25 protein-coding genes are annotated in these 25,626 nt (G+C 66.9%); 11 read left to right on the top strand and 14 right to left on the bottom strand.

Annotated features, from left to right (window positions below):
* Nucleotides 1-12 precede the first annotated feature (12 nt).
* From FHU31_RS21165 to FHU31_RS21175, 3 genes are all read right to left on the bottom strand, one after another.
* Nucleotides 13-489, bottom strand: a complete 477-nt coding sequence (locus FHU31_RS21165) for a MaoC family dehydratase (protein ID WP_167162164.1) — start codon at nt 487-489, stop codon at nt 13-15.
* Nucleotides 486-1,679: an amidohydrolase family protein gene (locus FHU31_RS21170; RefSeq protein WP_167162166.1), complete on the bottom strand. Its 1,194-nt coding sequence runs from the start codon at nt 1,677-1,679 to the stop codon at nt 486-488. Before FHU31_RS21170 ends, FHU31_RS21165 begins: the two co-directional genes overlap by 4 nt.
* Nucleotides 1,680-1,741: 62 nt before the next feature.
* On the bottom strand, nt 1,742-2,404 hold the full coding sequence (locus tag FHU31_RS21175) for a cysteine hydrolase family protein (RefSeq protein ID WP_167162168.1): 663 nt from the start codon (nt 2,402-2,404) through the stop codon (nt 1,742-1,744).
* 50 nt (nt 2,405-2,454) lie between these two features.
* Here FHU31_RS21175 and FHU31_RS21180 point away from each other — a divergent pair, with 50 nt between their 5' ends.
* Nucleotides 2,455-2,892 carry a nuclear transport factor 2 family protein gene (locus tag FHU31_RS21180; RefSeq protein ID WP_167162170.1) on the top strand — a complete coding sequence of 146 codons (438 nt, stop codon included), beginning with the start codon at nt 2,455-2,457 and terminating at the stop codon, nt 2,890-2,892.
* A gap of 3 nt (nt 2,893-2,895) precedes the next feature.
* On the opposite strand, the gene FHU31_RS21185 is transcribed toward FHU31_RS21180, so the two are convergent.
* Together FHU31_RS21185 and FHU31_RS21190 are read right to left on the bottom strand one after the other, a co-directional pair.
* The gene (locus tag FHU31_RS21185) at nt 2,896-3,798 is read right to left on the bottom strand and encodes a TIGR03619 family F420-dependent LLM class oxidoreductase (protein ID WP_167162172.1); all 903 of its coding nucleotides are present in this window, start codon (nt 3,796-3,798) and stop codon (nt 2,896-2,898) included.
* A gap of 11 nt (nt 3,799-3,809) precedes the next feature.
* Nucleotides 3,810-4,910, bottom strand: coding sequence for an acyl-CoA dehydrogenase family protein (locus FHU31_RS21190; RefSeq protein ID WP_167162932.1), 1,101 nt, complete (start codon nt 4,908-4,910; stop codon nt 3,810-3,812).
* 276 nt (nt 4,911-5,186) lie between these two features.
* Here FHU31_RS21190 and FHU31_RS21195 point away from each other — a divergent pair, with 276 nt between their 5' ends.
* The 5 genes from FHU31_RS21195 to FHU31_RS21215 all read left to right on the top strand — a co-directional run bounded on the left by FHU31_RS21195 (nt 5,187) and on the right by FHU31_RS21215 (nt 11,105).
* Nucleotides 5,187-6,383 carry an amidohydrolase family protein gene (locus FHU31_RS21195; protein WP_167162174.1) on the top strand — a complete coding sequence of 399 codons (1,197 nt, stop codon included), beginning with the start codon at nt 5,187-5,189 and terminating at the stop codon, nt 6,381-6,383.
* Entirely contained in the window at nt 6,380-7,348 is a 969-nt protein-coding gene (locus FHU31_RS21200; RefSeq protein WP_167162934.1) for an acyl-CoA dehydrogenase family protein, read from the top strand. Before FHU31_RS21195 ends, FHU31_RS21200 begins: the two co-directional genes overlap by 4 nt.
* Nucleotides 7,345-8,541 (top strand): acyl-CoA dehydrogenase family protein, encoded by a 1,197-nt coding sequence (locus tag FHU31_RS21205; protein ID WP_167162936.1) that lies wholly within the window; start codon nt 7,345-7,347, stop codon nt 8,539-8,541. Before FHU31_RS21200 ends, FHU31_RS21205 begins: the two co-directional genes overlap by 4 nt.
* Nucleotides 8,538-10,088, top strand: a complete 1,551-nt coding sequence (locus FHU31_RS21210) for a class I adenylate-forming enzyme family protein (protein WP_263987763.1) — start codon at nt 8,538-8,540, stop codon at nt 10,086-10,088. The genes FHU31_RS21205 and FHU31_RS21210 overlap by 4 nt, the downstream gene beginning before the upstream one ends.
* A gap of 138 nt (nt 10,089-10,226) precedes the next feature.
* Nucleotides 10,227-11,105 carry a mycofactocin-coupled SDR family oxidoreductase gene (locus FHU31_RS21215; protein ID WP_167162178.1) on the top strand — a complete coding sequence of 293 codons (879 nt, stop codon included), beginning with the start codon at nt 10,227-10,229 and terminating at the stop codon, nt 11,103-11,105.
* Nucleotides 11,106-11,123: 18 nt separating this feature from the next.
* On the opposite strand, the gene FHU31_RS21220 is transcribed toward FHU31_RS21215, so the two are convergent.
* From FHU31_RS21220 to FHU31_RS21245, 6 genes are read right to left on the bottom strand one after another with little or no spacing between them, the layout of a single operon-like run.
* A complete protein-coding gene (locus FHU31_RS21220; protein WP_167162180.1) occupies nt 11,124-12,575 on the bottom strand; it encodes a class I adenylate-forming enzyme family protein in 1,452 nt (483 codons plus the stop codon).
* Nucleotides 12,572-13,390, bottom strand: coding sequence for an enoyl-CoA hydratase/isomerase family protein (locus FHU31_RS21225; RefSeq protein ID WP_167162182.1), 819 nt, complete (start codon nt 13,388-13,390; stop codon nt 12,572-12,574). Before FHU31_RS21225 ends, FHU31_RS21220 begins: the two co-directional genes overlap by 4 nt.
* Nucleotides 13,387-14,205 carry an enoyl-CoA hydratase/isomerase family protein gene (locus FHU31_RS21230; protein WP_167162184.1) on the bottom strand — a complete coding sequence of 273 codons (819 nt, stop codon included), beginning with the start codon at nt 14,203-14,205 and terminating at the stop codon, nt 13,387-13,389. Before FHU31_RS21230 ends, FHU31_RS21225 begins: the two co-directional genes overlap by 4 nt.
* Nucleotides 14,202-15,446: an acyl-CoA dehydrogenase family protein gene (locus FHU31_RS21235; RefSeq protein ID WP_167162186.1), complete on the bottom strand. Its 1,245-nt coding sequence runs from the start codon at nt 15,444-15,446 to the stop codon at nt 14,202-14,204. The genes FHU31_RS21230 and FHU31_RS21235 overlap by 4 nt, the downstream gene beginning before the upstream one ends.
* A gap of 5 nt (nt 15,447-15,451) precedes the next feature.
* Nucleotides 15,452-16,258: an enoyl-CoA hydratase/isomerase family protein gene (locus FHU31_RS21240; protein ID WP_167162188.1), complete on the bottom strand. Its 807-nt coding sequence runs from the start codon at nt 16,256-16,258 to the stop codon at nt 15,452-15,454.
* 3 nt (nt 16,259-16,261) lie between these two features.
* A complete protein-coding gene (locus FHU31_RS21245) occupies nt 16,262-17,527 on the bottom strand; it encodes a hotdog family protein (RefSeq protein WP_167162190.1) in 1,266 nt (421 codons plus the stop codon).
* Nucleotides 17,528-17,600: 73 nt separating this feature from the next.
* On the opposite strand from FHU31_RS21245, the gene FHU31_RS21250 reads away from it, so the two are divergent.
* The gene (locus tag FHU31_RS21250) at nt 17,601-18,446 is read left to right on the top strand and encodes an enoyl-CoA hydratase/isomerase family protein (RefSeq protein ID WP_234901543.1); all 846 of its coding nucleotides are present in this window, start codon (nt 17,601-17,603) and stop codon (nt 18,444-18,446) included.
* Between the two features lie 2 nt (nt 18,447-18,448).
* Here FHU31_RS21250 and FHU31_RS21255 read toward each other — a convergent pair whose 3' ends face one another.
* Entirely contained in the window at nt 18,449-19,312 is an 864-nt protein-coding gene (locus FHU31_RS21255) for an SDR family NAD(P)-dependent oxidoreductase (RefSeq protein WP_167162192.1), read from the bottom strand.
* Nucleotides 19,313-19,368: 56 nt separating this feature from the next.
* On the opposite strand from FHU31_RS21255, the gene FHU31_RS21260 reads away from it, so the two are divergent.
* Entirely contained in the window at nt 19,369-20,946 is a 1,578-nt protein-coding gene (locus FHU31_RS21260; RefSeq protein WP_167162194.1) for a class I adenylate-forming enzyme family protein, read from the top strand.
* On the opposite strand, the gene FHU31_RS21265 is transcribed toward FHU31_RS21260, so the two are convergent.
* Nucleotides 20,930-21,361, bottom strand: a complete 432-nt coding sequence (locus tag FHU31_RS21265; protein WP_167162196.1) for a Zn-ribbon domain-containing OB-fold protein — start codon at nt 21,359-21,361, stop codon at nt 20,930-20,932. The genes FHU31_RS21260 and FHU31_RS21265 overlap by 17 nt on opposite strands.
* A complete protein-coding gene (locus FHU31_RS21270; protein ID WP_167162198.1) occupies nt 21,361-22,506 on the bottom strand; it encodes an acetyl-CoA acetyltransferase in 1,146 nt (381 codons plus the stop codon). Before FHU31_RS21270 ends, FHU31_RS21265 begins: the two co-directional genes overlap by 1 nt.
* Before the next feature lie 76 nt (nt 22,507-22,582).
* Between FHU31_RS21270 and FHU31_RS21275 the strand changes: the two genes are divergently transcribed.
* From FHU31_RS21275 to FHU31_RS21285, 3 genes are read left to right on the top strand one after another with little or no spacing between them, the layout of a single operon-like run.
* On the top strand, nt 22,583-23,368 hold the full coding sequence (locus tag FHU31_RS21275) for an HpcH/HpaI aldolase family protein (protein WP_167162940.1): 786 nt from the start codon (nt 22,583-22,585) through the stop codon (nt 23,366-23,368).
* 42 nt (nt 23,369-23,410) lie between these two features.
* Nucleotides 23,411-24,526, top strand: a complete 1,116-nt coding sequence (locus FHU31_RS21280) for a TauD/TfdA family dioxygenase (RefSeq protein WP_167162200.1) — start codon at nt 23,411-23,413, stop codon at nt 24,524-24,526.
* The gene (locus FHU31_RS21285) at nt 24,523-25,602 is read left to right on the top strand and encodes an NAD(P)-dependent oxidoreductase (protein ID WP_167162202.1); all 1,080 of its coding nucleotides are present in this window, start codon (nt 24,523-24,525) and stop codon (nt 25,600-25,602) included. Before FHU31_RS21280 ends, FHU31_RS21285 begins: the two co-directional genes overlap by 4 nt.
* Nucleotides 25,603-25,626 lie beyond the last annotated feature (24 nt).

Raw genomic sequence — 25,626 nt, forward strand, 5'->3', positions numbered from 1 at the left:
CGGACATCACACCTAGGCGTCCATCATCGCGGCGATGGTGTCGACGACACAGGCCGGCCGCTGCGACCCCTCGACCTCGACGGTCACCCGCACCGTGGCACGGCCGCCCTTGTCGTCGCGATCGATCTTGATCAGTTCCGCGCCGGCGCGGATCCGGGATCCCACCGGCACTGGTGCCGGGAAACGGAGCTTGTCGACTCCGTAGTTCACCTGCATGGACAGGCCGGTCACCTGGTAGATCTGCTGAACCAGCACGGGCACCAGCGAGAGTGTGAGATATCCGTGTGCGATGGTGCCGCCGTAGGGCCCGGCGGCGGCCTTCTCCGGGTCCACGTGGATCCACTGGTGGTCGCCGGTGGCGTCGGCGAACAGGTCGACTTCCTTCTGGGTGACCTCTCGCCAGTCGCTGTGACCGAGATGCTCGCCGACATGGGCCGCGAACCCCGCGATACCGTCGTACACCGTGGGTGCCGGAGGGGCCTGCGTCATACCGACACCTTGAGGCGCAGCTGCTTGATCGCGTTGCCTCCCATGATCTTCGCCTTACCCTCCTCGGAGATGCCGTCAAGCCGATCGACGAAGCTGAGCGGATCGCCGATGCCTTCGGGGTGGGGGAAGTCCGAGCCGAACATCACGTGGTCCTCGCCCATGATGTCGACGATCGACTTCACATCGTCTTCGAGGAACGGGTGGATGTAGATGTTGCGCTTGAACACCTCGACCGGGTGCTCTTCGAACTCCTTGGGCATCACCCGGTAAGCCTTGTCCAGCTGACGAAGCAGGTTCTTCACCCAACCGCTGCCGTTCTCCACGACCAACACCCGCAGGTCGGGGAACCGCGAGAGCACGCCGTGGCAGATCAGCGCGGCCAGGGTGTCCTCCATGGCGCGGAATCCCATCACCACCTCACGTAGTGCGCTGGTCTTGAACGACAGGTACTCGTCGCCGCCCTCCCATTCCATGAGGTGCTTCTGGTACCCGCTGTCGGAAGCGTGGAACGTCACCGGGATGTCCGCCTTGACGACTTCGGCCCAGAACGGGTCGAACTCCGGCAGTCCCATGGAGCGCGATCCCCCGAACCGGCTGGGCACCGGTGCCGGTCGCACCAGAAAAGTCTTCATCCCCCGCTCGAGCGCCCAGTGGAACTCCTTGATGGCCTCGTCGACCAGAGGCAGACAGATGACCGGGGTGGCGAAGATCCGGTCCTGGTAGTTGAACGTCCAGTGCTCGTGCATCCACTCGTTGAGGGCGTGGATGATCGCGTGCGTGAGCACGACGTCGTCGGTGGTGCGCTCCTCGATGAGGCTGGCCAGCGTCGGATACATCACGCACTGGTCGATGCCCAACTCGTCCATCAGCTCCAGCCGCGGGGCGGGTGACTGATAGGCCGGGATGACATCCATTGCCTCGCCGATGAACTCGCGGAAGTTGAGTCCTTCGGGGTTGTTGCCGAGGAAGTAGTCCTCCGCGCTACCCGGTCGCGCTACCCGTTCGAAGGTCGGGTTCGGGATCATGTGGCTGATGTGGTCTTTGACGACGAGCTTCGGCCGGCCGTTGACCTCGACGTAGCCGACCTTGCCTCGATGCTCCTTCGGCAGGTATTTGAGCAGGGCATCCTTCGTCTCGTACATGTGATTGTCGATGTCGAAGATCGGGTACGGAAGTGAACGGGGCGCCATGTGCCGTGCCTCCTGAGGGTGGTGAATATGACCATTTACGGTAGGTGAAAACGACGTTATCACTATCGCTGGGTAACATCCAGAATTGCTGGGCCTGACCGGGCTTCGTCCCAGGATGCGAGGACTTCGTGGGTGGTCGTCACGGTGGAGAGCAGGGCCAGCGTATTGTCGATCATCGCGTCCGCGTACTCGCGCGGGAATCCGCTGACGGCGTCCCTGGGTAGCACGAATCGATAGCCGCGGTTGACGGCATCCATGACGAAATTCGTGATCGCGATGTTGACGGAAACCCCGACGCCGACGATCGTCCGGATACCCAGGTTCCGCAGTACCGAGTCCAGATCGGTACCCGTCATAGGTCCGACCCCGTGGGTGCGGGTAAGCACCAGATCGCTTTCCTCCGGACCGAATTCGGGAAGGACGGAGGCGGCGGGCGTACCCGGGGTGAGGTCTGCCGAGAACGATTTGGCCGCCGCGAAGAGCCTGGCGTTGGTGTTGGATCCGCGGCCGTCGGTTCGGCGCTGGATGAGGCAGTGCACCACGGTCACGCCCGCACGGCGCGCGCCGGTGAGCAGCTCGGCGATATTCGGGATCGCCTCGCGCCGGGCCTCCGCGGCCAGCAGCGGAAGACCGGCCTCCGGGCCGATGACACCGCCTTGGCATTCCTGCGTGACGATGGCGGTGGTCGCGGGTTCGATCAGATCGCGGAGACGTGGCTGCGGCATGAGAACAGACGTTATCGTTTGGCGGGTAGGAAATTCCAGAGGAGGCGGCTATGCAACATGCGGAGATCGAGATACGTGAGTCGGTACGGCAGACCCTTTCCGACTACACGGCGGCAACTGACTCCTTCGACCTCGCGGCACTGGCGTCGTGTTTCGCCCCCGACGGCGTGCTGGAGTTCACCGGCGGCGACGGACCGCTGACCGGTCCGGCCGCCATCGAAGCCGGCCTCGGCGCCGCCCTGAGCGGCTCGCCGGAGCCGGACCGGCCTCGACCGACCTACGTCCGCCACCATGTCTCCAGCGTGCGGTTCATCTCCGTGAAGCCCGGACGGGCGCAGGTCAGCAGCTATTTCGCGGTGTACACCGACATCGGCTCCGACCACTGGGGCCGATACCGCGACGTTCTGGTTCCGCACGAGGGCCGATGGCTGTTCGCGCACCGGCGTATCACCGTGGACTCGTTCTCCGCCTCCAGTCTGATGGCGTGATGATCACGTCGTGATGAACTCCTTGGCGAACGCCGCCGCGAGTTCGACGTACTCGGCCCGGTCGTGGCCGGCGGGCGCGATGGTCAACCAGGTCACCCCGGCAGCGGCCAGCCGGTCGACGATCGCGTGCCGTTCGTCGGTCGACCGATCGTCGTCGAGCAGGTTGCCCGCCGAGAAGCAGATGTCCAGCGGTTCCGTCCGGCCGACCTCGGCGGCATAGGCGCGGGCCCAGGTGATCGCCGACTCCAATTCGTCCAGCGTGGAGATCTCGGCGGTTCGGGACGCCGCGGCATAACCGAACGTGTTGAACGGTGCCCAGCCCTGCGCATGGGTCACCGCCCGGCGTACGGCGGGCTTGCTGTTCCCGCCGATCCAGATCGGCGGTGCGGTCGCCGGTAGCGGACGCAGCCGCACGCCCCTGGCCGAGAACGAGCTGCCCACATAGGCGAGGTCGGCGCCGGAGAGGACTTTCTGCAGCACGTCGAGAGCTTCGTCGAAAAGCGCGCCGCGCGTGTCGAAGTCGACTCCCAGGGCGCGAAACTCCGGTTTCAGGTAGCCCGCCGCGGCTCCGACGATGAGTCGGTTTCCCGACAGCACCGCCAGGCTCTGAATGGACTTCGCCCCGAGGAAAGGATTGCGGTAGGCCGCAATGTACACGTTGGTCAGCACTTTGACCGTGCTGGTTGCCGCCGCGGCGAACGACAGCGCCACGAACGGGTCGAGCGCGTGGTGCCCACCGTGGTCCAGCCACTTGGCGTCCGGTGCCGGATGGTCGGTGACGTGCACGGCGGCGAATCCGGCCTCCTCTGCCGCGCGTGCGACATCGGAGATGGCGGATGCGGAGACGAACTCCGCGCCGGCGTCCACCCGCTGGGTCGGCAGTTCGAGCGAATACGAGATGGGCACGAGGGGTCCTTTCAGATGGTGACGAGGTCGGCGAGGCGCCGAGCGTGGTAGCCCGGACTGCCCAAGATCAGCTCGGTGGACTTGGCCCGGCGCACGTACAGGTGCGCGTCGTGCTCCCAGGTGAATCCGATGCCGCCATGGATGCGCATGCTGTCGAGTGCGGTCTGCAGGGCCACCTCCGAGCAGGTCATCTTGGCGACCGACGCGGCGAGGGCCAACTCGTCGGTGTCGGCGACCTGTGCGGCGTGCACCACCGCCGAGCGGGCGCCCTCGACGAGCACCAGCATGTCCGCGCAACGGTGTTTGACGGCCTGGAAGCTACCGATGGCGCGACCGAACTGGATTCGGTCCTTCGCGTAACGGACGGCCATGTCCAGGGATCGTTGGGCTACCCCCAGCTGTTCCGCCGCCAGGGCGACGGTGGCCAGATCGCTGACCCGGGCGAGCACGGGAGCGGCCGCCCCGTCGTCCCCGATAAGTCGGGCAGGCACGTCGTCGAGGCGGAGGCGGGCGGCCTTGCGGGTGCGGTCGAGCGTGACGAGCTGCTCGCGGCGCAGCCCGTCCGCGGTTCCGGCAACCGCGAACAGCGACACCCCGCGATCGGTGTTGGCCGCGACCAGGATGACGTCTGCCGCGTGACCGTCGAGCACCAGGGGAAGGTCGCCGCTGAGCCGGAATCCGTCCGGCGTCGATCGCGCGCTGGCACCGACAGAGTCCGGCGTCCAGGCCTCCAGCGTCCCGTTGAGGGCCACGGTGCCCATGCTGGTGCCGTCGACGAAGCGGGGGAGCAGGTCCGCCATGGCGGCGCGGTCACCGCTGGCCAGCACCGCCGAAGCGGCGAGCGCCACCGTGGCGAAGAACGGCGCGCACAACAGTGCTGCGCCCATCTCCTCGAATACGACGACGAGTTCGGGCATCCCCGCGCCCGCGCCGCCCCACTCCTCGGGCACCGCTATCCCGTGTAGCCCCAGCTCCCGGGCCATCTGTAGCCACACACCAGGGTCGTAGCCTGCGTCGGCCATCATGAGCGTACGCACCGCGGAGCTCGGCGACTTGGCGGTCAAAAAGTCCCGGATCGCGTGGCGCAGTTCTTCGAGTTCATCGCCCGACACGTGCCGCTCCCGCTCTGCGAGCTGCGCTCGGGTGTCGATAGGTGTGGTGTCTGCGCTCATGCGGTCCTGGCCTTCATCGTTGATTGGCAAGGGATTTGATTCCCTGGCCGCCTCGGCGGGTCGGTCCGCGACACCGGTGCCCGCCGAGGGTGGATGCGTCGGCCCACACGGGTGTCAGGCCACATCTCTTGCACCGTTGCTATAGGCATTATCGGAAGACGATAGTATCTTTTCTGAAAAGAGAGAATATTCATTCTCACCGGAAGGAGCTGCGTCGTGACGGCGAGACTCGATTATGGGATCTTCGACTGCGATACCCACTGCTACGAGACGCGGGACGCGTTCACCCGTTATCTGCCCAAGGCGTTTCACGACCGGGCCATCACCCCGGTTCGGTCGGCCGACGGGAAGGAGGTCATTCTCGCCGGACACCGGATCGCGACGTTCAACAGCGAAGCCGGACTCGGGTTCGACCTGGCGTACCGGCCCGGTTCGCTCAAGGAAATGCTCAAGCAGATGGGCTCGGGTAATCCCGACGAGACCTACGAGCCCCAGCCGATGCAGGCCGAGTGGCTCGAGCGGGAACCGCGGCTGAGGGTGATGGCCGAGCAGAATGTCGAGCGCGCGGTCATCTTCCCCGCGGGGATGGCGCTGGCCGCCGAGCACTACGTTGACGACACCGCGGCGTTGTATGCCAATGTTCGTTCCTTCAACCGCTGGTTCGACGAGACCTGGGGGTTCAACTACCAGGACAAGATCTATGCGACGGCGCTGTTGTCGCTGCGCGATCTGGAATCCGCCATCGCCGAGACCGAGGCCATCATCGAGCAGGGCGCCAAGATGGTGCTGCTCCCGACGGGCCCCGCGCACGGCCGCTCCCCGGGCGATCCGTATTTCGACCCCATTTACGCGCGTCTGCAGGAGGCCGGCTGCACGCTGGTGTTCCATATCCAGCCGTTCTGGTACTTCAACGCCATCTCCCCGGCGTGGGGACACGATCCCGACCCGGCGGCGTGGCACATGTCGGCCTGGCAGTGGATGAACATCTACGGTCAGCGGCCCATCGAGGACACCTTGTCCGCACTCATCTTCGACAACCTCTTCGGTCGCTTCCCCGGTCTGAACGTCCTGGTCGCTGAGCACGGCGCCGAGTGGGTGCCGCAGTTCGTCGTCCACATGGACAAGAGCCGTGGCATGGGCCGCAACGGACCCTGGATCGGCGGCAAGCTGACCGAGCGGCCGTCCGATATCTTCCGGCGCCACGTGGGCGTGGTTCCTTACCCGGAGGACGACGTCCCGGCCATTGTGGGGCGGCTCGGCTACGACGAGTGCCTGTTGATGGGATCCGATTACCCGCACGCCGAGGGTCTGGCCGAGCCCGCCGATTTCGTCAAGCTCCTGGACCCGCTGGACGAGGCCGCTAAGAAGCGCATCATGCGGGACAACGCGGATCAGTTGTTGGTTCGAGGATAGCGGTGAGCTCTGCTGACGACGTCGACCTGGATCTGCTCCGGAAGTCGGCCCGGGATTTTCTGACCGGGCGCGGACACCAGGATTCCGTGGATGACCTGGCCCGGCTGGACTGGATTGGCCTGCTGGCTCCCGAGAAGTTCGGCGGAAGTGGTTGGCTACCGGTCGAATCCGTGGTGGTGGCCGAAGAGCTGGGACGTTCCGGCGACGGGTCGGCCTGGCTGGGTACCCTCGTGGCGGCCGCGGCCGTGAGCGCGGCTCCCGATGACATCCGCAACGGCAGGCTGGAGGCACTGCTCAGCGGTGCGGCGACGGCGGGAGTGGCTATCGCCGACGACGAAGTCCGGGTGATCCGTGGCGATGAGGTTGACCTCGTTGTCACCTTGGGGCGCAACGGTGTACATCTCATCGAGCTGAGCGACAGCATGGTGACGCACCCGGACGAGGATCTGCTGGATGTGGTTCGGCCCGTGTGGCGGGTCGACATCAGCAGCGCGCCCGGGATGCTGATCGGATCCGCCGAGTTGGCCGGCCGGCTGGTCGATACGGCCCGGCTGCTGCTGGCGGCGGACTCGGTGGGCGCCCTGTCGATGACGGTGGAACGGCTCACCTCCTATCTCAAGGAGCGGGAGGCGTTCGGTGCGCCCATCGCCAGCTTCCAGGCCATCCAGCACCGGTTGGTGGAGTTGCTGGTTCTCGAGGTCAAGGCGCGTGCGGCCATCATGAAGGCCGCACGCGCTGCGGCTACCGGTGATGGGAGCTCGGCCAGGCTGAGTACCGTGGCTCATGCCTTCGTGACCGCCAAAGCTGCTGCGGCCGTCGACGAATGCATGCAGTTGTCCGGCGGTATCGGCTTTACTTGGGAATACCCTCTGCATCACGAGCTGCGCCGGGTCTTCACCAACGCCCATCTGCTCGGCACCGCCGCGGGCAGTCGCACCCACCTCGCTGAGGTGTCCGGATGGTGACCACCATTGTCGATCGCCCGAGTGATAAGGCCCTGGACAGCTTCCGCCACCGGGTGCGCGCATTCATCGGTGAGCACGCCCCGCCCATCGAGGCGCGCGAGGGTAGGCGCGCACCGGAGGACAGTGCACAGGAGTCGTTGCTGCGCACCTGGTTCGCCGGGCTGTTCGAAGCCGGGTTCGTGGGCGCCGACTGGCCGGTGGAGTACGGTGGCCGGCCCGATCACCATCCGCTGCATGACCGCATCGTGAGCGAGGAGATCCTGCGGGCCCGCGCACCGCGCCCGGTGGATCAGGTCAATCTCGCGGCCCACGTCCTGCTGCACTTCGGGTCGGCGCAGCAGAAGGAGACCCTGCTGCCCCCGATCCGCCGCAGCGAACACGTGTGGTGTCAATTGCTCAGCGAACCCGACGCCGGAAGCGATATCGCCGGAGTGCGCAGCCGGGGGGTGCGGCAGGAGGACGGCACCTGGGTGCTCAACGGTCAGAAGACCTGGATCACCGACGGGCACTGGGCCGATATGGGGCTGGCATTGATCAGGACCGACCCGACATCGTCGCGCCATCATGGCCTGTCGGTGTTCACCGTGCCGCTGGACACCGATGGTGTGGATGTGCGCCCGATCCGCACCATCGGCGATGCGATCGAGGTGAACGAGGTGTTCCTCACCGACGTCGTCCTGGGTGCCGGGGATCTGGTCGGCGCCGAGGGTGATGGCTGGTCGATCATCATGACCGGACTGGATTTCGAACGATTCGGCATCGGCAGCAACGTCATCCTGCTGGAACTGCTCATCGATGATCTGCTGACGACGGCCCGCGGCAGCGTGCTCGACGGCCGCCCGGCGATCGAGCACCAGGACATCCGGCAGTCGGTCGCCGAACTCGCGGTCGAGGTCGAGGTTGCCAAGGCGTTCATCGACGACCATGTCGAGCGGTTGATCGCCGGTGCCGAGCAGCCCGGTGACGGTTCGATCGCCAAGCTCAGCTTCGCCGAGACCTATCATCGGGTGTCGGCATTCGGGGCCGATCTCGCGGCCAGGTGCGGGCCGTCTGCGGAACCGGATGTGCAACAGGCGAAGCAGCGACTGAGAGAATGCTGGCTGTGGTCGCGTGCCTACACGGTGTCGGGTGGCAGCTCGGAGATGATGCGCAACATCCTGGCCAAGCGGCGACTGATGCTGCCCAACCGGTGACCGGGCCGGAATCCGGAACCTACTGGGCCCTGGTCGAAGCGGCGGCCCGGACGCATCCAGAGCGCGTCGTCCTGGAGGACGACTTCGGTCGCAGCCTGACCACCGCTGCGCTGCGCGACGCCGCATCGCGTACGGCGGCGGCACTGGCCGCCGAGGGTGTCGGGCCCGGCACGGTGGTGTCGTGGCAACTGCCGACCACCTTGGAGACCATGGTGGTGATGGTCGCGCTCACGCGGCTCGACGCTGTGCAGAATCCCATCCTGCCCATCTGGCGCGAGCACGAGGCGGGCTTCGCCACCGCCCAGATCGGCACCGAGGTGATGATCGTTCCGCGGGCCTGGCGCGGTTTCGATCACGCCGGTCTGGCTCGCCGGCTGGCCACCCGCCGAGCCATGAAAGTCGTTGTTCTCGAATTGGAATCGGAACCGGGGTCCGAGCTGAGACTCGATTCGGTCGCCGCCGCACCGACATTGCCTGCGCCTCCGGTCGACGGTTCCCAGCCCCGTTGGATCTACTATTCGTCGGGCACCACCGCCGCGCCGAAAGGGGTCCGGCACTGTGATCGCTCGGTCATCGCGGGTTCGTCGGGCGTGGTGAATCTGGTCGGCGCGTCCAGCGCGGACGTCAACCCGATCGCGTTCCCGGTGTCGCACATCGGTGGCGCCGCCATGCTCGCGGCGGGCCTGCTCACCGGGATGCGGCTGGTGCTGTTCGACTCGTTCGATCCGGTGGCCACGCCGAAGGCACTGGCGGCGCACCGCCCGACGCTGCTCGGTTCGGCGACCCCGTTCTTCGTCGCCTTCTTGGCCGCGCAGCGGGCGCACGGCGACACCCCGCTGTATCCGGACCTGCGCGGGTGTGTCGGTGGAGGTGCTCCGGTCACCCCCGATCTGAGTCGCCAAGTGCGCGAGACCTTCTCGGTCGATGGGATCGCGAATGCCTGGGGGTTGACCGAGTTCCCGGTCGCGACGACACAGCCGCCCAACGGTGAGCACGATCTGCTCGATCGTTCCGTCGGCCGCGCGGTGCCGGGGGTTCGGGTCCGGGTGGTCGACGACAACGGGCGGCCGTGCGGCCCCGGCGACGAGGGGGAGTTGCGGCTGCAGGGACCCCAGTGCTTCCTCGGCTATGTGGATTCGGCGCTGGACGCCGCGGCATTCGACGCCGAGGGCTGGTTCCGCACCGGAGATCGCGGTCGCCTGGACGCCGACGGAAATGTCTTCGTCACCGGTCGGATCAAGGACGCCATCATCCGCAACGCCGAGAACATCTCCGCTCTGGAGATCGAGGGTGTGCTGGCCACCCATCCCGGTGTCGCTGATGTGGCGGTGATCGGGGTGGCCGACACCCGCACAGGTGAGCGGGTGTGTGCCGTGGTGGTTGCCCGGGAGGGATCGACACTCGCACTCGCGGATCTCGCCGCGCACTGTGAGGCGCAGGGCCTCGGCAGGCACAAGTCCCCGGAACGACTGGAACTGGTGGATGAACTGCCCAGAAACCTGACCGGCAAGGTGCTCAAGGCGGAGCTGCGGAACCGGTTCCGTTGAGCTTGACCGCGACCAACAGCGTTTCTGCACAGCAGTTTCCGAGTTCGGCCAATCCGCCCAGCGGATCTACATTCACACTGTATGTTGATGAGCGACGATTGCCGCGCTGGACGCTGCACTGGATCCTGAGGAGGCCTGATGCCGGGACGGCTAGCAGGAAAGGTCGCATTCATCACCGGTGCGGCCAGAGGGCAGGGCCGGGCGCATGCGCTCGGTATGGCGCGCGAGGGTGCCGACATCATTGCAGTCGACATCTGCGCACCCATTGCCTCGAACCCGTACCCGCTCGCATCGCGTGAGGACTTCGCCGAAACCGAACGCGCGGTCAAGGAACTCGGCAGGCGCGGCGTCTTCCGGGTCGCCGACGTGCGAGAGCGCGGTGAGCTGCGAGAGGCTCTCGAGGCGGGCGTGGCCGAGCTCGGCGGTCTCGACATCGTGGTGGCCAACGCGGGCATCTTGCCGATGGCGATGGGTTCGCCGGACCCGATGCACTTCGTCGACGCGACGGATGTCGATCTTTTGGGCGTGATGAACACGGTTGCGGTCGCGGTGCCACACCTGGCCGAGAAATCCTCCGTCATCATCACCGGCTCGACCGCAGGGATGATGCCGGGCAACGCCGACAGCCCCGAGATGGGACCGGGCGGGGCGGGCTACGCCTGGAGCAAGCGCACCTTGATGCAGTACGCCGAACAGATGGCGGTGCATCTCGCGTCCCGCTTCATCCGGGTCAACGTCATCCATCCGACCAACTGCAACACCGGTCTGCTGCACAACGACGGCATCTACGGCGTCTTCCGGCCCGATGTGGCCGCGGAGGGGCGTAAGCCCACCCGCGAGGACGCCGAGCTGGCGTTCACCTACTTCCAGGCGATGCCGATTCCGTACGTCGAGCCCGAGGACATCGCCAACCTGGCGGTCTTCCTGGCCAGTGACGACAGCCGCTACATCACCGGTCAGCAGATCCGGGTGGATGCGGGCTCACTGCTCAAGTTCCCGAACGGACCCGGCAGCTGACCGGTGTGCAGTCGCCGCTCAGGCGTCGGCGAGTGCCGCCAGTTCGCGTTTGACCACCTTGCCCACCTCGTTGCGCGGCAATTGGTCGACGAACACCACTCGCACCGGAACCCGGTAGGGCGTCAGCCGTTCCCGGCACCAGGCGATCAGGTCGTCCTCGCGCACACCGTCGCTCAGCCGGACCACGAATGCCCACGGTACCTCGCCGAGCCGATCATCCGGGATGCCCACCACCGCGGCCTCCCGCACGCCCGCCGCGGCCACCAGGACATCTTCGACCGTGCCGGGGAACACCTTCAGGCCGCCGCGGTTGATCATGTCCGACACCCTGCCGTCGAGCCAGAGAAAGCCGTCCGCGTCGAACCAGCCGAGATCGCCGGTGCGAAACCAGCCTTCCTCGGTCAACCGGTCGAGGAAGGCGGGATCGATCTTGCGCGCTGCCGTCGTCGGTGTGCGCACGAGCACCTCGTGATCGGCGATCGTGACGTCGATCCCGGGCAGCGGACGGCCCACCGAACCCAGCTTCGTCTCACCCCACTCGCGAGCGTCCGCCGCCGACCACCCCACCACTTCACCGCCGAGTTCGGTCTGTCCGTATGAATTCAGCACGAGGACACCGAACTTGTCGCGGAATCGGCCGGCCTGCACCGGCGACAGCGGGGCGGTGATCGACCGCACGATTTTCAAGGGAGCCAGGTCGGTGACCGTCTCGTCGTGCAGCACCATGGTGAGGGCGGCCGGCGGCAGCACGGTGGACCGCAATTGGTGGCGCCGCACCAACGTCGCGAAGTCGGCGGGCGCGAAGCGGTCCATCAGGACCACCCCCGAACCGGCGCGGAATGCGAACAAGACCTGATAGATACCTGCCCACAAGGACAGCGACAGCGGTACCAGGTTCGGCATCGGTGGCCGCTTCGGCTTGTCCGGGGCCGACGGCGCACCACGCAACTTCGACAGCAGCCGGTCGATGAGGTCGAGTACGGTGCTGTGCCGCAGCGGTACCGGCTTGGGTGCGCCGGTCGTGCCTGAGGTGAACTGGAGCAGAGCCACATCGGGGTCGTAGTGCCGAGGGTCGGCCGGCTGTTGCCCGCCGTCGGAGGTCGACCACTGCATGGCGGCTCCGGTGATCACGGGGAGTCCGAATGACGTGAACCGGTGCGCCAGAGCACGTGTCGTCAGCACGGCGACCGGGCGCAGCGTCGAGAGTTGATCGATCAGTTCGCTGTCGGCTGCCCGCGGGTTGAGCGGGGTGTACACGGCGCCGGCCCGCCACGTGCCGAACAGCGCCGCCACGGTGGTGGCCTCGTTGGGCAACATCGCGGCGACCACCTGGCCGGTACGCACCCCGGCCGAGGCGAGTACGGCGCCCAGAGAATCGGCGGCGTCGGCCAATTCGGCCCGAGACAGCTCCTGCTCCAGGGTGTGGACGGCGATGTCGGGCAGACCGTCGAGCAGCTCGGTCAGGTTCACGATTCGGTCTCCAGCGGAAGCCAGTTCGGTGTCCGCTTGTCGGCGAACGCGAGGGGACCCTCGTTCTGGTCCGGATGTCCCCAGACGGAGGTCAGATGCGTTGCCCCGACCCGGCAGGCGTCGGTGAGGCCGTGTTCCAGGGCACCCCATAGCGCACGTTTGGTGGCATACATCGCCGCGGGCGAGTTCTTGGCGATCTTCTCGGCCAACTCCTGCGCGACGTCACGGAGATTGTCCGGCGGGTCGACGATCTGGCTGATAAGGCCGAGTTCATAGGCGCGCTGCGCGCTGAGGCGTTCGTGACTGCCCACCAACGCCATGCGCAACACGGCCTCCGCGGGGATCTTGCGCATCAGGGCAATGGTCTCCAGTGCGCTGACCTGTCCGATCGAGACGTGCGGGTCGACGAAGGAGGCATCCGAGGCCGCGATCACGACATCGGCATCGGCGACCCAGTGCAGGCCGCCGCCCGCGCACACCCCGTTGATGGCGGTGATCACCGGTTTGCGGACGTTGCAGTGCCACCCGGTGAGTTTCAGATCGAGGGTGCGCATGGTCTCCTGGAACTGCAGGACGGCGTCGCCGTCGAGTTCCTCGACGTCGGCGCCCACCTGGAAAGCCCGCCCGTTTCCGGTGTGCACGATGACCCGCACGTCGGGATCGGCGTCCAACTCGGCCCACGCCCTGGGAAATTCGGCGCGCATCACGGCGTCGTAGGCGTTGAGCCGGTCCGGCCGGTCGTTGATGATCCAGCCCACGGGCCCGCGGCGCTCGACGATAAGCCGCCGATAGGGTGCCTGCTGATCGGTGGTCACCGTGCCTCCATGTTCTCTTGAGCAAGCGATTCCCAATGCGGCATTCGCTTTTCGCGCCAGGCGTGTACGCCTTCGGCGTGATCGGGATGGTTTCGCAGTTCCCAGATCGTCGACGCGGCCTCGTTGCGGGCCTGGGTGAGTCCGACCTCCAGCGATCGCCACAGCGCGCGTTTGGATTCCCGCAGCGCCGTCGGCGAGTTGGCGGCGACAGCCGCGGCCAGCCGGCCGGCCGCCGGCCGGAGTGCGTCGGGTGCCACGACGTCCGACACGATGCCCAACTCGTAGGCCCGGCGCGCCGATATCCGTTCGCCCCGGCCCACCATCGCCATCCGGGTGACGGCCTCCATGGGGGATTTCCGCAGCAGCGTGATCGACTCGTACGCGACGGCCTGGCCCACCGAGACATGCGGGTCGACGAAGGCCGCGGTCTCCGCCGCGATCACGATGTCGGCGTCCGCGACCAGGTGCAGCCCACCGCCGGCGCAGAGCCCGTTGACCGCTGCAATGACCGGCTTCCAGACATCGCAGTGCCACGAGGAGATCTTCAGTTCGGCGTCGCGGGTGCGGCGGGAGTGCCGGCGCATCGCCTCTTTGTCACGGGCCACTTGCACGACATCCATGCCGGTGCAGAACGAACGCCCGACCGCGGTGTTCACGATGACCCGCACGTCGGGATCGCGGTCCAGCTCGGCCCACGCCTGCTCGAGCTCGTCGAGCATGCGTGCGTCGAAGGCGTTGCCGGCATCGGGCCGGTTCAGGATCAGCCAGCCGATCCCGTCCGACTTCTCCACGATGAGGCGCTCGTAGTCGGTCATGATCGTGGAATATCCTTCCAGGGCTTGCCTTTCCACGGGTCTGGCTCTTTGGGTAGACCGAGCACGCGTTCGCCGAGGATGTTCTTGTTGATGTCGGTGGTGCCACCCTCCGTGCCGTTGGCCAGGCTGCGCATCCAGCCCCGCACCTCGCGGGGCAACTCCGCCGCGTCGGAGCCGGTCCAGCCGACCGCCGCGGTGCCGAGTAGGTCGACCATCACATCCTGGATCTGCTGATTGAGCGTGGCCTGGTGGACCTTGCCGATCGAGGAGGCCGCACCGGGGGACTGGCCGGTGGCCAGGGCCGCCCGCACCCGAGTGTTGGTCCAGCCGCGGATCTGCTCCTGGGCCCACAGCCGGATGATCTTGTCGCGTAGCACCGGGTCGTTCCAGCGCCCGGTCTCCTTTGCCAGGGCGATGAGGCGTTCACTGCTCGACCCGCCGAGCCGGCCCATGCCGCCGGAGCCGGATCCGGAGACCATCTGGCGCTCGCTGGACAGGGTGGAGGCACTGACGCGCCAGCCGTCGTTGAGCGCGCCGACCCGATGGATGTCGGGCACCCGCGCCTCCACCAGGAACACCTCGTTGAACTCGGCCTCCCCGGTGATTTGGCGCAGTGGCCGGACCTCGACGCCGGGCTGGTTCATGTCCAGCAGGAAGTAGGTGATCCCTCGGTGTTTCGGTTGGTCGGGGTCTGTTCGCGCCAGCAGGATGCCGAAGTCCGCGACGTCGGCCCAGGTGGTCCAGACCTTCTGCCCGGTGATGATCCAGTCGTCACCATCGCGGACGGCGCGGGTGGCCAACGATGCCAGGTCCGAGCCCGCGCCGGGCTCGCTGAACAGCTGACACCACTTCTCCTCGTTGCGCACGATGGGCCGCAGGAAGCGGAGCCGCTGGTCGTCGGTCCCGTGGCTGAACAACGCTGCGGCCGCATTGTTGAGTCCCAGCGGGTTCAACCGGGTCAGCCGCAGCGGCGCCAACAGCGAATCGACCGCACGCGCAACGGTATTGCTGATGCCCAGGCCCCCGTGCTCGGGCAGCCATGTCGGCGCGACGAGGCCGGTCTCGGCGAAGGTCGGATACCAGCTCTCGTAGTCGGCCGGTGTGCGGACGGCGCGCAGTGCCTTGGGGCCGTCGGCGGCGGCGCTGCGCCAGGCCGCCGGGACCTGGTCTTGCGCCCACGCCCCGACCACGGCGAGTGCGTCGTCGGTACTGGTGTCTGGGAAGATCGGCAGTGCCGTCATGATTGTCAGCGGCCCTGGAATTGCGCGTCGCGCTTGTCGCGGAAGGCCGCCAGCCCCTCCTTGAAGTCGTCACTGCGGCTTGACAATTCGAGGGCCATTGCCTCGTTCTGCAGGTGCCGGTCCAAATCGAGTCCGTTTCCGCTGTGCAACAACCATTTGGTGAGGCCGAGCGCCACGGTCGGAGCCGCCGCCAGGCCACCGATGAGTCGTTCGGCCTCGCTGTCGAGGTCGGCGGCGGGGTGGGCGCTGTGGATGATGCCCCAATCTGCCGCGGTGGAACCGGACAGTTCCTGACCGAGCAACAGCAGTCGACGGGTGCGAACCATGCCGATCAGCCGGGGGAGCAACCAGGCCGCGCCGCTGTCGGGGGTGAAGCCACGGGCCATGAACGGTTCCCAGAACCGCGCATCTTCGGAGGCTACACAGAAGTCGGAGGCCATCGCGAGGTGGAAGCCGAGTCCGGCGGTCCAGCCACGGACTACCGAGACGATGGGCACCTGGGTCTCCAGCATCAGCGGGATGAGGCGGTTGGCCTTGTTGGGGAGTCGGCGCTGGGTGCTGCCCACCCGTGGTTTGCGGTCGGATCTCGCGTTGTTGGAGACAAGGTCCGACCCCGCGCAGAAGTCGGGTCCGCAGGCGCGGAGGACGATGACGCGAACCGACTCGTCGATGCCCGCAGCGGCGAGGTGGCCGATCATCGCGTCGAGTATCACGTCGTTGACGGCGTTCCGGCGCTCCGCCCGGTCCAGCGTCAATTCCAGTACGGCACCGTGGTGCTCGGCGCGTAGACCGTCGACATCGGGGTAACTCATAGGTCAACGCTCGGAGAACTGCGCCGAGATCGCGGTCAGCAGCTCGGGCAAGTTGGTGGCGGCGCCGGGGGGATCGGGCAGGCGGACCGGTCCCCGCTCCCGGCTCGGCAGCAGGATGGTGGCGCGCCCGGGTGCGGTCACCTCGCCCCGCTGGCTGGTGGCTGCGAGCTCGAGATCGACCGCCGGCCGGTTCCCTTCGGCGAGGTACTTACGGGTCACGGTGCCTGTGATGGTGTGCAGATCGCCCACGTAGTTGAACAGGCGGAATTCGCAGTCCAGCTTCCAGAGCCACGCATCGTCACCCATCCAGTCGGTGCACAGGTGGATCAACCAGGTCTCGCGCATCCGGCCGTAGTCGAAGGTGGTCGGGTTGCCGGCGTTCTGGGCGGCGCTCGGCTCCCAGTGCACCCGTTGCTGGACATCGGGTACGCCGTGTTCGTTGGGTGTGTAGAAACGCGGGATCCGCTGGCGGTTGCGCCACGCCAACGCCAGTGGTCGGACTCCGTACATGCCGGTGCCCATGCCGACATGCCAGCAGACCATGTCGGTCACCGTCAGCGGCCCCTTGGTCAGGGGTCCGACCTCGTCGCCCTCCTGGACGTCCTCCCACCATCGCGGGCTGGCTCCACGCGGCGCCTGGGCGGCATACCGTCGGTCGATCTCGGCGATCTCCTCGGGCGACCAGGACTTGAGTTCGACGGTCTGGTACTTCTTGCGTCCGCGCGCCTTGCTGCGTTCGGTGCGAATCATGTTCCGGTACTGCCCTCCGAGCAGTGTGCCGTCCTCCTCGCGGAACACTTGGGCGGACCATTCGTGCACCGCGCGGTCGGCGAACTCACTGTCTTTGTCCAGCGCCGCCACGAGTGCGTTGCGCCGGAACACCCGGCGGCCGGCCCGCAGCGGCGCCCACCACTCCCGTGCGGACGAGGCGTAGAAGGCGTGCACGCCGCGCAGGGGATCGCCTTTGGTCAGCGCCCGGTCCTCCTCGGACAGCTCGGTTACCTCGTCCTCGCCGATCAGCGTGTCGCCGCCGACCAGCGCCGGTGGGGCCAACGGCTCACCCCACACGGACTTCGCCGCGTACTCCGGGTCGCACCAGAGCGGGTTGGCGTCGCCGTAGCTCTCGGCGACATGGCGGAACGCGTCCTCGTTGGGGCGGAAGTAATGCGGGGGCTGGGTGTGCGGTACGGCGATGCCGATGGTGGCCCGCAATCTCGCCAGTCCCGCATCGGTGATCTTGCCGGTGTCAGGGGAGGGATTCGCCGCCATCCAGTGCCTCCTCGTTGTGGCCCCGCGTCGTGATCTAGACGATAATGGAAATTAAGATACCCGAAAAGCGGAAATGGCGTTAACGCAGGAGGTCTACATGGGCGTGGAGTCGTCCGGAATCGTTGTGACACACGACGAGGTCGGTGTTGCGCACATCCTCATTGATCGAGCCGAGGTGGGAAACTCGTTGTCCCCGTTGGCACGTGACTTCCTCACCGAGGCTTTTCGTTCGGCTTCCGGCGACCCTGCGGTACGCGCGGTGCTGTTATCCGCGGCGGGGACGCGGCACTTCTGTGCGGGCGCGGGACTTGCGCCGACCGACTCGAAATCGAGTTCCTACGCCGACCAGAAGCGCCGGCCGGGCGACATCGCACGGATGCTGCGGGGCGGCTGGCAGGCGCTGGTCACCTCGGTGCTGGAATGCGACAAACCGGTGATCGCGACGGTGAAAGGTGTGGCAGCCGGCGCGGGGTCCAGTCTGATGCTGGCCTGCGACCTGGTCGTGATGTCAACGCAAGCAACGCTTGTCGAGTCGTTCGTGCACCGCGGGATCCTGCCCGATTCGGGGGCTGCCTACCTGTTGACCAGAATCGTGGGGCTACGCAAGGCCACCGAGTTGCTGATGCTGGGCGAGACGCTCGATGCTGCGGCGTGTGAACGTCTCGGCATCGCCAATCGGGTGGCCCCAGTGGAGGATGTCGACGTGATCGCGCAGGACTGGGCCCGGCGTCTGGCGTCGGGCCCGACGGTCATGCTCGGTCTCACCAAGCGCCTGTTGGCGGTCTCCTCGGAATCGGGTCGCGATCGCGCTCTCGAACAGGAAGCGTGGGCCCAGGAGGTCGTCTCGCGCACGGAGGATCTTCAGGAAGGGCTGCGGTCGTTCGCGGAGCGCCGCGCCCCGCGGTTCCAGGGTTTCTGACCCTAACTCGTCGGGCCACCGCGGATGGTGAACGCCGAGCTGTCGTCGATCTGATCGATGGCGTCTGCGATGCCTTCGGGACTCAGCTGGGGGTCTTCGATGCCCTTGGTGACGCCGATGAACACCCGTGACACCTTGCCCGCGCCAACCGAGTAGATGTGTGCGGTCCGGTCGCAGGAGCGGTGTGAGAGGTAGACCACGACCGGGGTGACGAGCTCGGGATCCATGACCTTGCCCGCCTCGCCCATGATCTCCTCGGTCATCCGGGTCCGGGCGATCGGCGCGATGGCGTTGACGGCGATCCCGTTACGCGCGCCTTCGATTGCGAGCACGTGCATCATGCCCACCAGCCCCATCTTCGCGGCGCCGTAGTTGGCCTGCCCGAAGTTGCCGAAAAGTCCGGTTCCCGAGGTGGTTTGCACGATCCGGCCGTAGTTCTGCGCGCGCATGATCGGCCAGACGGCGCGGGTGACGTGGAAGGCGCCGGTGAGGTGGACGGCGACCACTGCGTCGACCTGGTCTGCCGTCATGTTCTTGAAGGCCGCGTCGCGCAGAATCCCGGCGTTGTTCACCAGGATGTCGACTCGGCCGAACGCCTCTACTGCGGCGGCCACGATCGCGGCGCCCCCGTCCTCGGTGGCCACCGAGTCCCCGTTCGCGACGGCGATCCCGCCGGCGGCGGTGATCTCGTCGACCACGGACTGGGCGGCTGCCGAGGATGCCCCCTGGCCGTCGACCGCGCTACCGAGGTCGTTGACCAGCACCCGCGCCCCACGACGGGCCAGTTCGAGGGCGTGGCATCGTCCAAGTCCACCGCCGGCCCCCGTGACGATGGCCACCTGATCATCGAAAGTCATTGACTGCATGAGTGAGAGGTTACATTTACGGGACAGAGAATTGACATTTTCGACGGAGGTACGTCATGACTGTCCCGTCCGAGCTGTTGCGCCACGCGCACCGACGGGCCGCGGGCCTGCGTTCCCGGTTTCGCGCCGCAGGGTTCTGGTCCGCGCAACCTGTGGACGCTGTGCGGTTCGCCGCCGCGCGGTACCCGGCCCGGGTCGCGGCCGTCGACCGCCGTCTCGGCGAGCTGACCTATTCCCAACTGGACGAGCGAATCGACCTGGCGGCCAAGGCAATGGTTGACGCGGGCGTGGGTGTGGCGACTCCCGTGGTCGTCGTGGTGGGCAACGATATCGACTCGGTGGTCGCCGTCCATGCGGTCATGCGTATCGAGGCGGTGGTGTTGCTGGTGGCCCGTAGTTCCGGGCCCGCCCAGGTGGCCGATGTCATCGAACGGTCCGGCGCCCGATTCGGGACCGCGCCGAACTGGGACCGCGTCGCCGACTGCACCGGAGGCGCCGGCTTCAGCTGGATCGACCCGCACCGGTACACCGGTGCCGGCAAGCTGCCCCGCCGAACGGTGCCGGCCGACCAGCCGTCGTTCATCCTTTACACCTCGGGGACCACGTCGCGCCCCAAGGGTGTGATCCACTCGGTGAGCACCCTGACCAAGGCATCGGTCAACTACATCGCCGGCGCCGGCCTCAGCTGGGACGACCGGATCTTTCTGATCAGCCCGTTGGCGTCGGTCACCGGCGTGCTGCAGGCCCTCTTCATCGCGCCGATGCTGACGGCGCCGGTCGTCCTCGAAGATCGGTGGGATCCCGCGGCGACGTGTGAACTGCTGCTGACGTCGGGGGCCACCTGGTACGGCGGCCCGGACCGGCTGCTGGATCGGCTCCTCGACGAGGCCGTCAAACGCGACCGCCTGGTACCGCTACGGGCGGTCTATCTGGGCGGGACCATGCTCGACGCGCGGATCGTCGATCGGATCGAGGACGATTTCGGGATCATCGTGATGCGCGCCTACGGGTCATCGGAGGTACCAGTGAGCACATCGGGCCTGCGCAGTGAGCCTGCGTCGCTGCGGCATGCCGACGACGGCGTGGCGCTCGGCGATGTCGAGGTGCGATTGGGGTCGCCGTCTGATCCGGCGGAGTGCTGTATCCGCGGGCCGCACGCTTTCCTGGGGTACACCGACGCCGAGGACGACACGGCGGCGTTCGACGGTGAGTGGTTTCGCACCGGGGATGTGGCCGAACTCGCCGACGGACGGGTCCGCATCGTGGGCCGGTTGAAGGACATCGTGATCCGCAACGGGCTGAAGATCCCGGCGGCCGAGGTCGAGGAGGCGGTCGCGGTGCTGCCGGGGGTGCGCGACTGTGCGGCTTATGCCGTCGCCGACGCGACCACCGGCGAGCGACTGGCCGTGGCGGTGGTACTGGACGAGGGCACCACCGCGATCCCGCTGACCGAGGTTTCCGAAGCACTGCTGGCGGCCGGGCTCCCCAAATACAAACTGCCCGAAGAACTCGTGTTCTGGGATCAGCCCCTGCCGCTCAACGACAATGGCAAGGTGGTGCGCAAGGAACTGGCCCAGCGGTCCGCCGGCCGACCCCGGACGCTGGCGGATCGGTTGGTCACCCCGGCGTCGTGACACCCGGGGCCGGGACGAAGACCGGGACCACGAATCCGTCGTCATCGTCGCGGTAGGCCACCGCCAGTTCCATCCCGGCGCGTAGGTCGTCGATATCGCAATCCTGGATCACCGTCATCAGCCGCGGCCCGTCGGTCAGGTCGACCATCGCCACCACGTAGGGCGTGGCGTCGAACGGCGCGGCGTTCTGCCGGATCACGGTCCAGGTGTAGAGCCGGGCATGCCCCGAGGCCGGCGTCAGCTGCACATCCTCGCTCCAGCAGTGCGGGCAGAACGGCCGCACGTAGAGCGAACGCTGCCCGCAGGACCCACAGGTGTGCACCATCAGGGTCCGGTCCTGTACGGCTGTCCACCATGCTTCGGTGTCGGTGTCGGTGTCGACCGTCGGTCGGTGCGGGCCGGACGGTACCTCCATCACTGCCTCCCGAGAATCATTGTGGCGCTGTGCGTGAAGAAGCCGCCCATGGCGTGTACGCACGCCAGCCGGGCGTGGTCGACCTGGCGCGGTCCGCATTCTCCGCGCAGTTGACGGACGGCCTCGACCAACAGGAACATGCCGCGCATGCCGGGGTGGCAGGCGGCCAGCCCGCCGCCGTCGGTGTTGGTGGGCAGTGCTCCGCCGGGGCGCAGGGCGCCGGATTCCAGGAATGGGCCCCCGTCGCCCTTGGCGCAGAATCCCAGGTCTTCGAGAGTGAGGAGCACCGTCGAGGTGAACGAATCGTACAACTGGCAGACGTCGATGTCGGATGGCCGGACCCCAGCTTGGTCGAACGCCCGCGGACCGGAGACGGCAGCCGCCGAGGTGGTGAAATCCTGCCACTGGCTCATGTTCACGTGCGACGTGGCGTCCGAGGCCCCCAAGATCCAGACGGGTTCCTTGGCGCAGTCCCGGGCCACCGCCTCACTGGCCAGGACCACTGCACCTCCGCCATCGGTGCGCAGACACACGTGTTTGGCCGTGAAGGGGTCAGCGAGCATCGGGGCTGCACCCACGTCCGCCACGGTCAACCGCTCCCGGTCGAAGGCGTCCTCATTCATCGCCGCCCATTCGTGCGCGGCGACGGCCACTTCGGCGAGCTGTTCGACCGTCGTGCCGTATTCGATCATGTGCCGTCGCGCGGCCATCGCATACTTGGCGATGAGCGTTGCACCGTAGGGTGTTTCGAACTGCAAGGCGCCGCCGGTGCCCATCGCCGCGGCAGAGCCGCGGACGCGGCGTTTGACGTCGGACCGGGCTGTGGAGCCGTACGTCAGCAAGACCACGTCCAACTCGCCGGCGGCAATGGCCGTGGCCGCGTGCCGGGCCATCACCTCCCACGACGAGCCGCCGACATTCGTGGCGTCGACCCAGGTGGGGCGAAGTCCGAGATACTCGCTCACCTCGACCGGGGCCAGCAGCGAGCCGTGCGCGCCCAGTCCCTGAACATCGTCCTTGTGCAACCCGGCGTCGGCCACCGCGCGCCGAGCGGCCTGGGCCATCAGCGCCACGGCGGTCTGGTCGGGAACGCGTCCGCAATCAGACAGGGCGGCACCCACAACGGCAACGCGGCGAGACGGCATCAGTCATGGTTAGCACACCGATAAGGGCATTGCCGAATTTGTGAAATGATTGTTCTCGCTCGGTTACGGTGGCTTGGTGCAAGCAGCTTTGCGGGACGCGCTGAGGGCCGGCGATCTGGTGGTGTGCCTGGCGCTGTTGAACTCGCGAACCTCTGATGTTCCGGCCATCGCCGCTGCGTGCGGTTATGACGCCGTCTACGTCGATCTGGAACACACCTCGACATCGTTGGAGACGGCCGCGCTGCTGTGCTCCAGTGCGATCGGCGCAGGTATTGCCGGCCTGGTTCGGGTGCCGTCTCATGATCCCAGTGTGATCGCCCGGGTGCTCGACAACGGGGCGACTGGAATTATTGTGCCGCATGTCAATTCAGCCAGCGAGGCGCGGGCGATCGTGGACGCCGCGCGGTTCCCTCCGGTGGGTCACAGGTCGATCTCCGGACCCAACGCCGTCAGTGGCTACGAGCCCCGCCCGGCGACGAAACTGACCGAGGTGCTCGAGCAGCGCACGGTGGTGTCGGTGATGATAGAAACCCCGCAGGCGGTGCGGGCATGCGACGATATCGCCGCTGTGGGCGGGATCGACATGATCCTCATCGGACCTAGCGATCTGACGGCCGAGATGGGAATCCACGGCCAGTATGAGAATGAACATTTCCATATTGCGGTAGAGTCGGTGGCGGCGGCCTGCCGCACTCACGGCGTGGCGCTAGGCGTAGCGGGGATAAAGTCCGTCGACCTGCTGAGACGCTTTGCCGACCTCGGTCTGCAATTCATCTCGGCAGGCACGGATGTCGGCATGATGACCGAAGCTGCTACGGCTCGCGCACAAGCCCTTCGCGGGCTTCGGGGCTGCTCCGGCTGACAGGCTGTCGGCAGGACTGGCGCGACGACTACAGGAGGACGGATGCCCACCCCGATCTACCACGATCAAGTAACCGACAGCATGGCCTGGACCGGTGCGGACTTCACCAGTAAAGAGGACTTCGCCTTCGATCTCTCAGCCCGCAATGTCGCTGCGCTTGAGTCGATTCTGGCGAAGACCGCCGGTAAAGACCGCGACGACATCACCCCTGAGGACGCCCGTCACCCCGATCTCGACGACGATTTGGGGCGGCTCTACCGAGATCTGATGTTCGGCAAGGGCCTGGCCTGCGTCCGCGGTTTCCCGGTGGAGCAGCACTCTATTGAGGACCTGGAACGCATCTACTGGGCGTTCTGCACTCATCTGGGCTACCTGGTGTCGAACAACTCGTTCGGTCACCGCATGGTGCGGGTGCAGGAGGAGATTCTGCCCAACGGCGTGCAGCCCGCCCGTGGCACCAAATCGCGGGCCGAGCTCGCGATGCACAACGATGCCGCCGACATCTTGTCGCTACTGTGCGTGTATCCCGCCTTCGAGGGCGGCGAGAGCCAGTTCGCCAGCGGGCCGGCCGCGCACAACCGCATCCTCGCCGAACGTCCCGATCTGCTCGACGTGCTGTACCAAGGATTCCCGCACCACCGGCGGAGCGAGCAGCCCGACGACCAGCCCGACGTGACTCCCTACGACGTGCCGGTCTTCTCGCAGATCGACGGCAGGATCTGCATCAACTTCACGTACAGCAGCATCTTGCCCGCCATGAAGACGATCGGCCGCGAGTTCACCGCCAAAGAGGAGGAGGCCGTGGAGTACCTGCGCAACGTACTCGTCGAGCAGCAGGTGGAATTCCGTCTCGAATCCGGCGAGGCGGCGGTCGCGAACAACTTCGCGATGTGCCATTCTCGCTCGGATTTCGTCAGCAGCAACGACCCGAAGAAGGCGCGGTGCTTCCTTCGCGCGTGGATGGAAGTGCCGCGCGAGGACCGTCGGCTGCCGCTGGGGCGTGAGTACTTCCACATGGAGAACAAGGATCTCCGGCTCGGCTACGACGTGGTCGAGGGCCGCGACGGTGCCATCGCGCGCAATGACTACAAGAACGTGGATGCGGCGCTGGCGGATATGTTCAAGGCGGCACAGGCGAAGCCCACGCTGAAGAAATGAGCCAACGCCCTCGACCGCGGCTGGTCTTCGAACGTTGGACCGATCCCGTCGCCGGAGACATCCTCGAACTCGCCGACATCGACGTCGTCAAACTGGATCTCGGTGCACCCGCTGGGCAGGGGTGGGCGGCGCTGGAGTCGGCGCATGGCTATCAGGTCGCCACCCGCACCGATATCGCCAGGGTGGAGGCCGGCCAGCAATGGTTGGCCGGCCCCGCCCTGGTCCGGCGCTGCGACAGTCTTCTCGCGGTGTGTTCGGCCGGTGCCGGGTACGACGTCATCGATGTCGAAGCCTGTACCAGCGCCGGCATCGCGGTGTGCAACAACTCTGGTCCCGGTGCCGAGGCGGTGGCCGAGCACGCCCTGGGATTCATGCTGGACCTGGCGAAGAAGATCACCGTCGCCGACCGCGCTCTGCGCAGCGGGCCGATCGGGGATCGGCTGGTCCTGCAAGGCAGCCAGTTGCTCGGCAAGACCCTCGGGGTGGTTGGGATGGGGGTCATCGGCAGCCGCCTGGTGCAGCTGTGCGCGCCCTTCGGGATGGAGGTGCTGGTCTTCGATCCCTACCTCGACGAGCAATCCGCGCAGGCGCGCGGTGCGCAACTGGTGACGCTGTCCGAACTCGTGGCGCGGGCGGACTTCGTCCAGGTGACCTGCCCCCTCACCGCCGAGACGCGGGGGTTGTTCGGCAGGGCCGAATTCGCGGCCATGAAACCGACGGCCTTCTTCATCACCACCGCGCGCGGACCGGTGCACGACGAGCAGGCCCTGCTCGATGCCCTGGTGGGCGGCGGTATCGCCGGTGCCGGTCTGGACGTGTTCCACGATGAGCCACCACGGCCGGACAACCCGCTGTTGCATCTCGAAAACGTGGTGGCGACACCGCATACCGCCGGGATCACCAAAGAGGCGGCGCGCGATATCGCGGTGGCAACCGCCACACAATGGCAGATGATCTTCGAGGGGCGCCGGCCGCCACGTCTGCTCAACCCCGATGTCTGGCCCCGTTACTGCGACCGCTTCCACGACATCCTCGGCTTCCGGCCCACCCGGCCCGTTGCCGCGGTGTCCGAGTGAGTGAACCAGTCGTGGCAACGTCTG

It is taken from the genome of Mycolicibacterium fluoranthenivorans, from assembly GCF_011758805.1.
Taxonomy (GTDB): Bacteria; Actinomycetota; Actinomycetes; order Mycobacteriales; family Mycobacteriaceae; genus Mycobacterium; species Mycobacterium fluoranthenivorans.

Coding starts and splice junctions, on each gene's coding strand:
- FHU31_RS21230 (WP_167162184.1), bottom strand. CDS start 14,205: ATGACCGACTACGAGCGCCTCATCGTGGAGAAGTCGGACGGGATCGGC.
- FHU31_RS21270 (WP_167162198.1), bottom strand. CDS start 22,506: ATGCCGTCTCGCCGCGTTGCCGTTGTGGGTGCCGCCCTGTCTGATTGC.
- FHU31_RS21265 (WP_167162196.1), bottom strand. CDS start 21,361: ATGGAGGTACCGTCCGGCCCGCACCGACCGACGGTCGACACCGACACC.
- FHU31_RS21215 (WP_167162178.1), top strand. CDS start 10,227: ATGCCGGGACGGCTAGCAGGAAAGGTCGCATTCATCACCGGTGCGGCC.
- FHU31_RS21280 (WP_167162200.1), top strand. CDS start 23,411: ATGCCCACCCCGATCTACCACGATCAAGTAACCGACAGCATGGCCTGG.
- FHU31_RS21175 (WP_167162168.1), bottom strand. CDS start 2,404: ATGCCGCAGCCACGTCTCCGCGATCTGATCGAACCCGCGACCACCGCC.
- FHU31_RS21245 (WP_167162190.1), bottom strand. CDS start 17,527: ATGGCGGCGAATCCCTCCCCTGACACCGGCAAGATCACCGATGCGGGA.
- FHU31_RS21170 (WP_167162166.1), bottom strand. CDS start 1,679: ATGGCGCCCCGTTCACTTCCGTACCCGATCTTCGACATCGACAATCAC.
- FHU31_RS21255 (WP_167162192.1), bottom strand. CDS start 19,312: ATGCAGTCAATGACTTTCGATGATCAGGTGGCCATCGTCACGGGGGCC.
- FHU31_RS21180 (WP_167162170.1), top strand. CDS start 2,455: ATGCAACATGCGGAGATCGAGATACGTGAGTCGGTACGGCAGACCCTT.
- FHU31_RS21260 (WP_167162194.1), top strand. CDS start 19,369: ATGACTGTCCCGTCCGAGCTGTTGCGCCACGCGCACCGACGGGCCGCG.
- FHU31_RS21240 (WP_167162188.1), bottom strand. CDS start 16,258: ATGAGTTACCCCGATGTCGACGGTCTACGCGCCGAGCACCACGGTGCC.
- FHU31_RS21250 (WP_234901543.1), top strand. CDS start 17,601: ATGGCGTTAACGCAGGAGGTCTACATGGGCGTGGAGTCGTCCGGAATC.
- FHU31_RS21235 (WP_167162186.1), bottom strand. CDS start 15,446: ATGACGGCACTGCCGATCTTCCCAGACACCAGTACCGACGACGCACTC.
- FHU31_RS21285 (WP_167162202.1), top strand. CDS start 24,523: ATGAGCCAACGCCCTCGACCGCGGCTGGTCTTCGAACGTTGGACCGAT.
- FHU31_RS21165 (WP_167162164.1), bottom strand. CDS start 489: ATGACGCAGGCCCCTCCGGCACCCACGGTGTACGACGGTATCGCGGGG.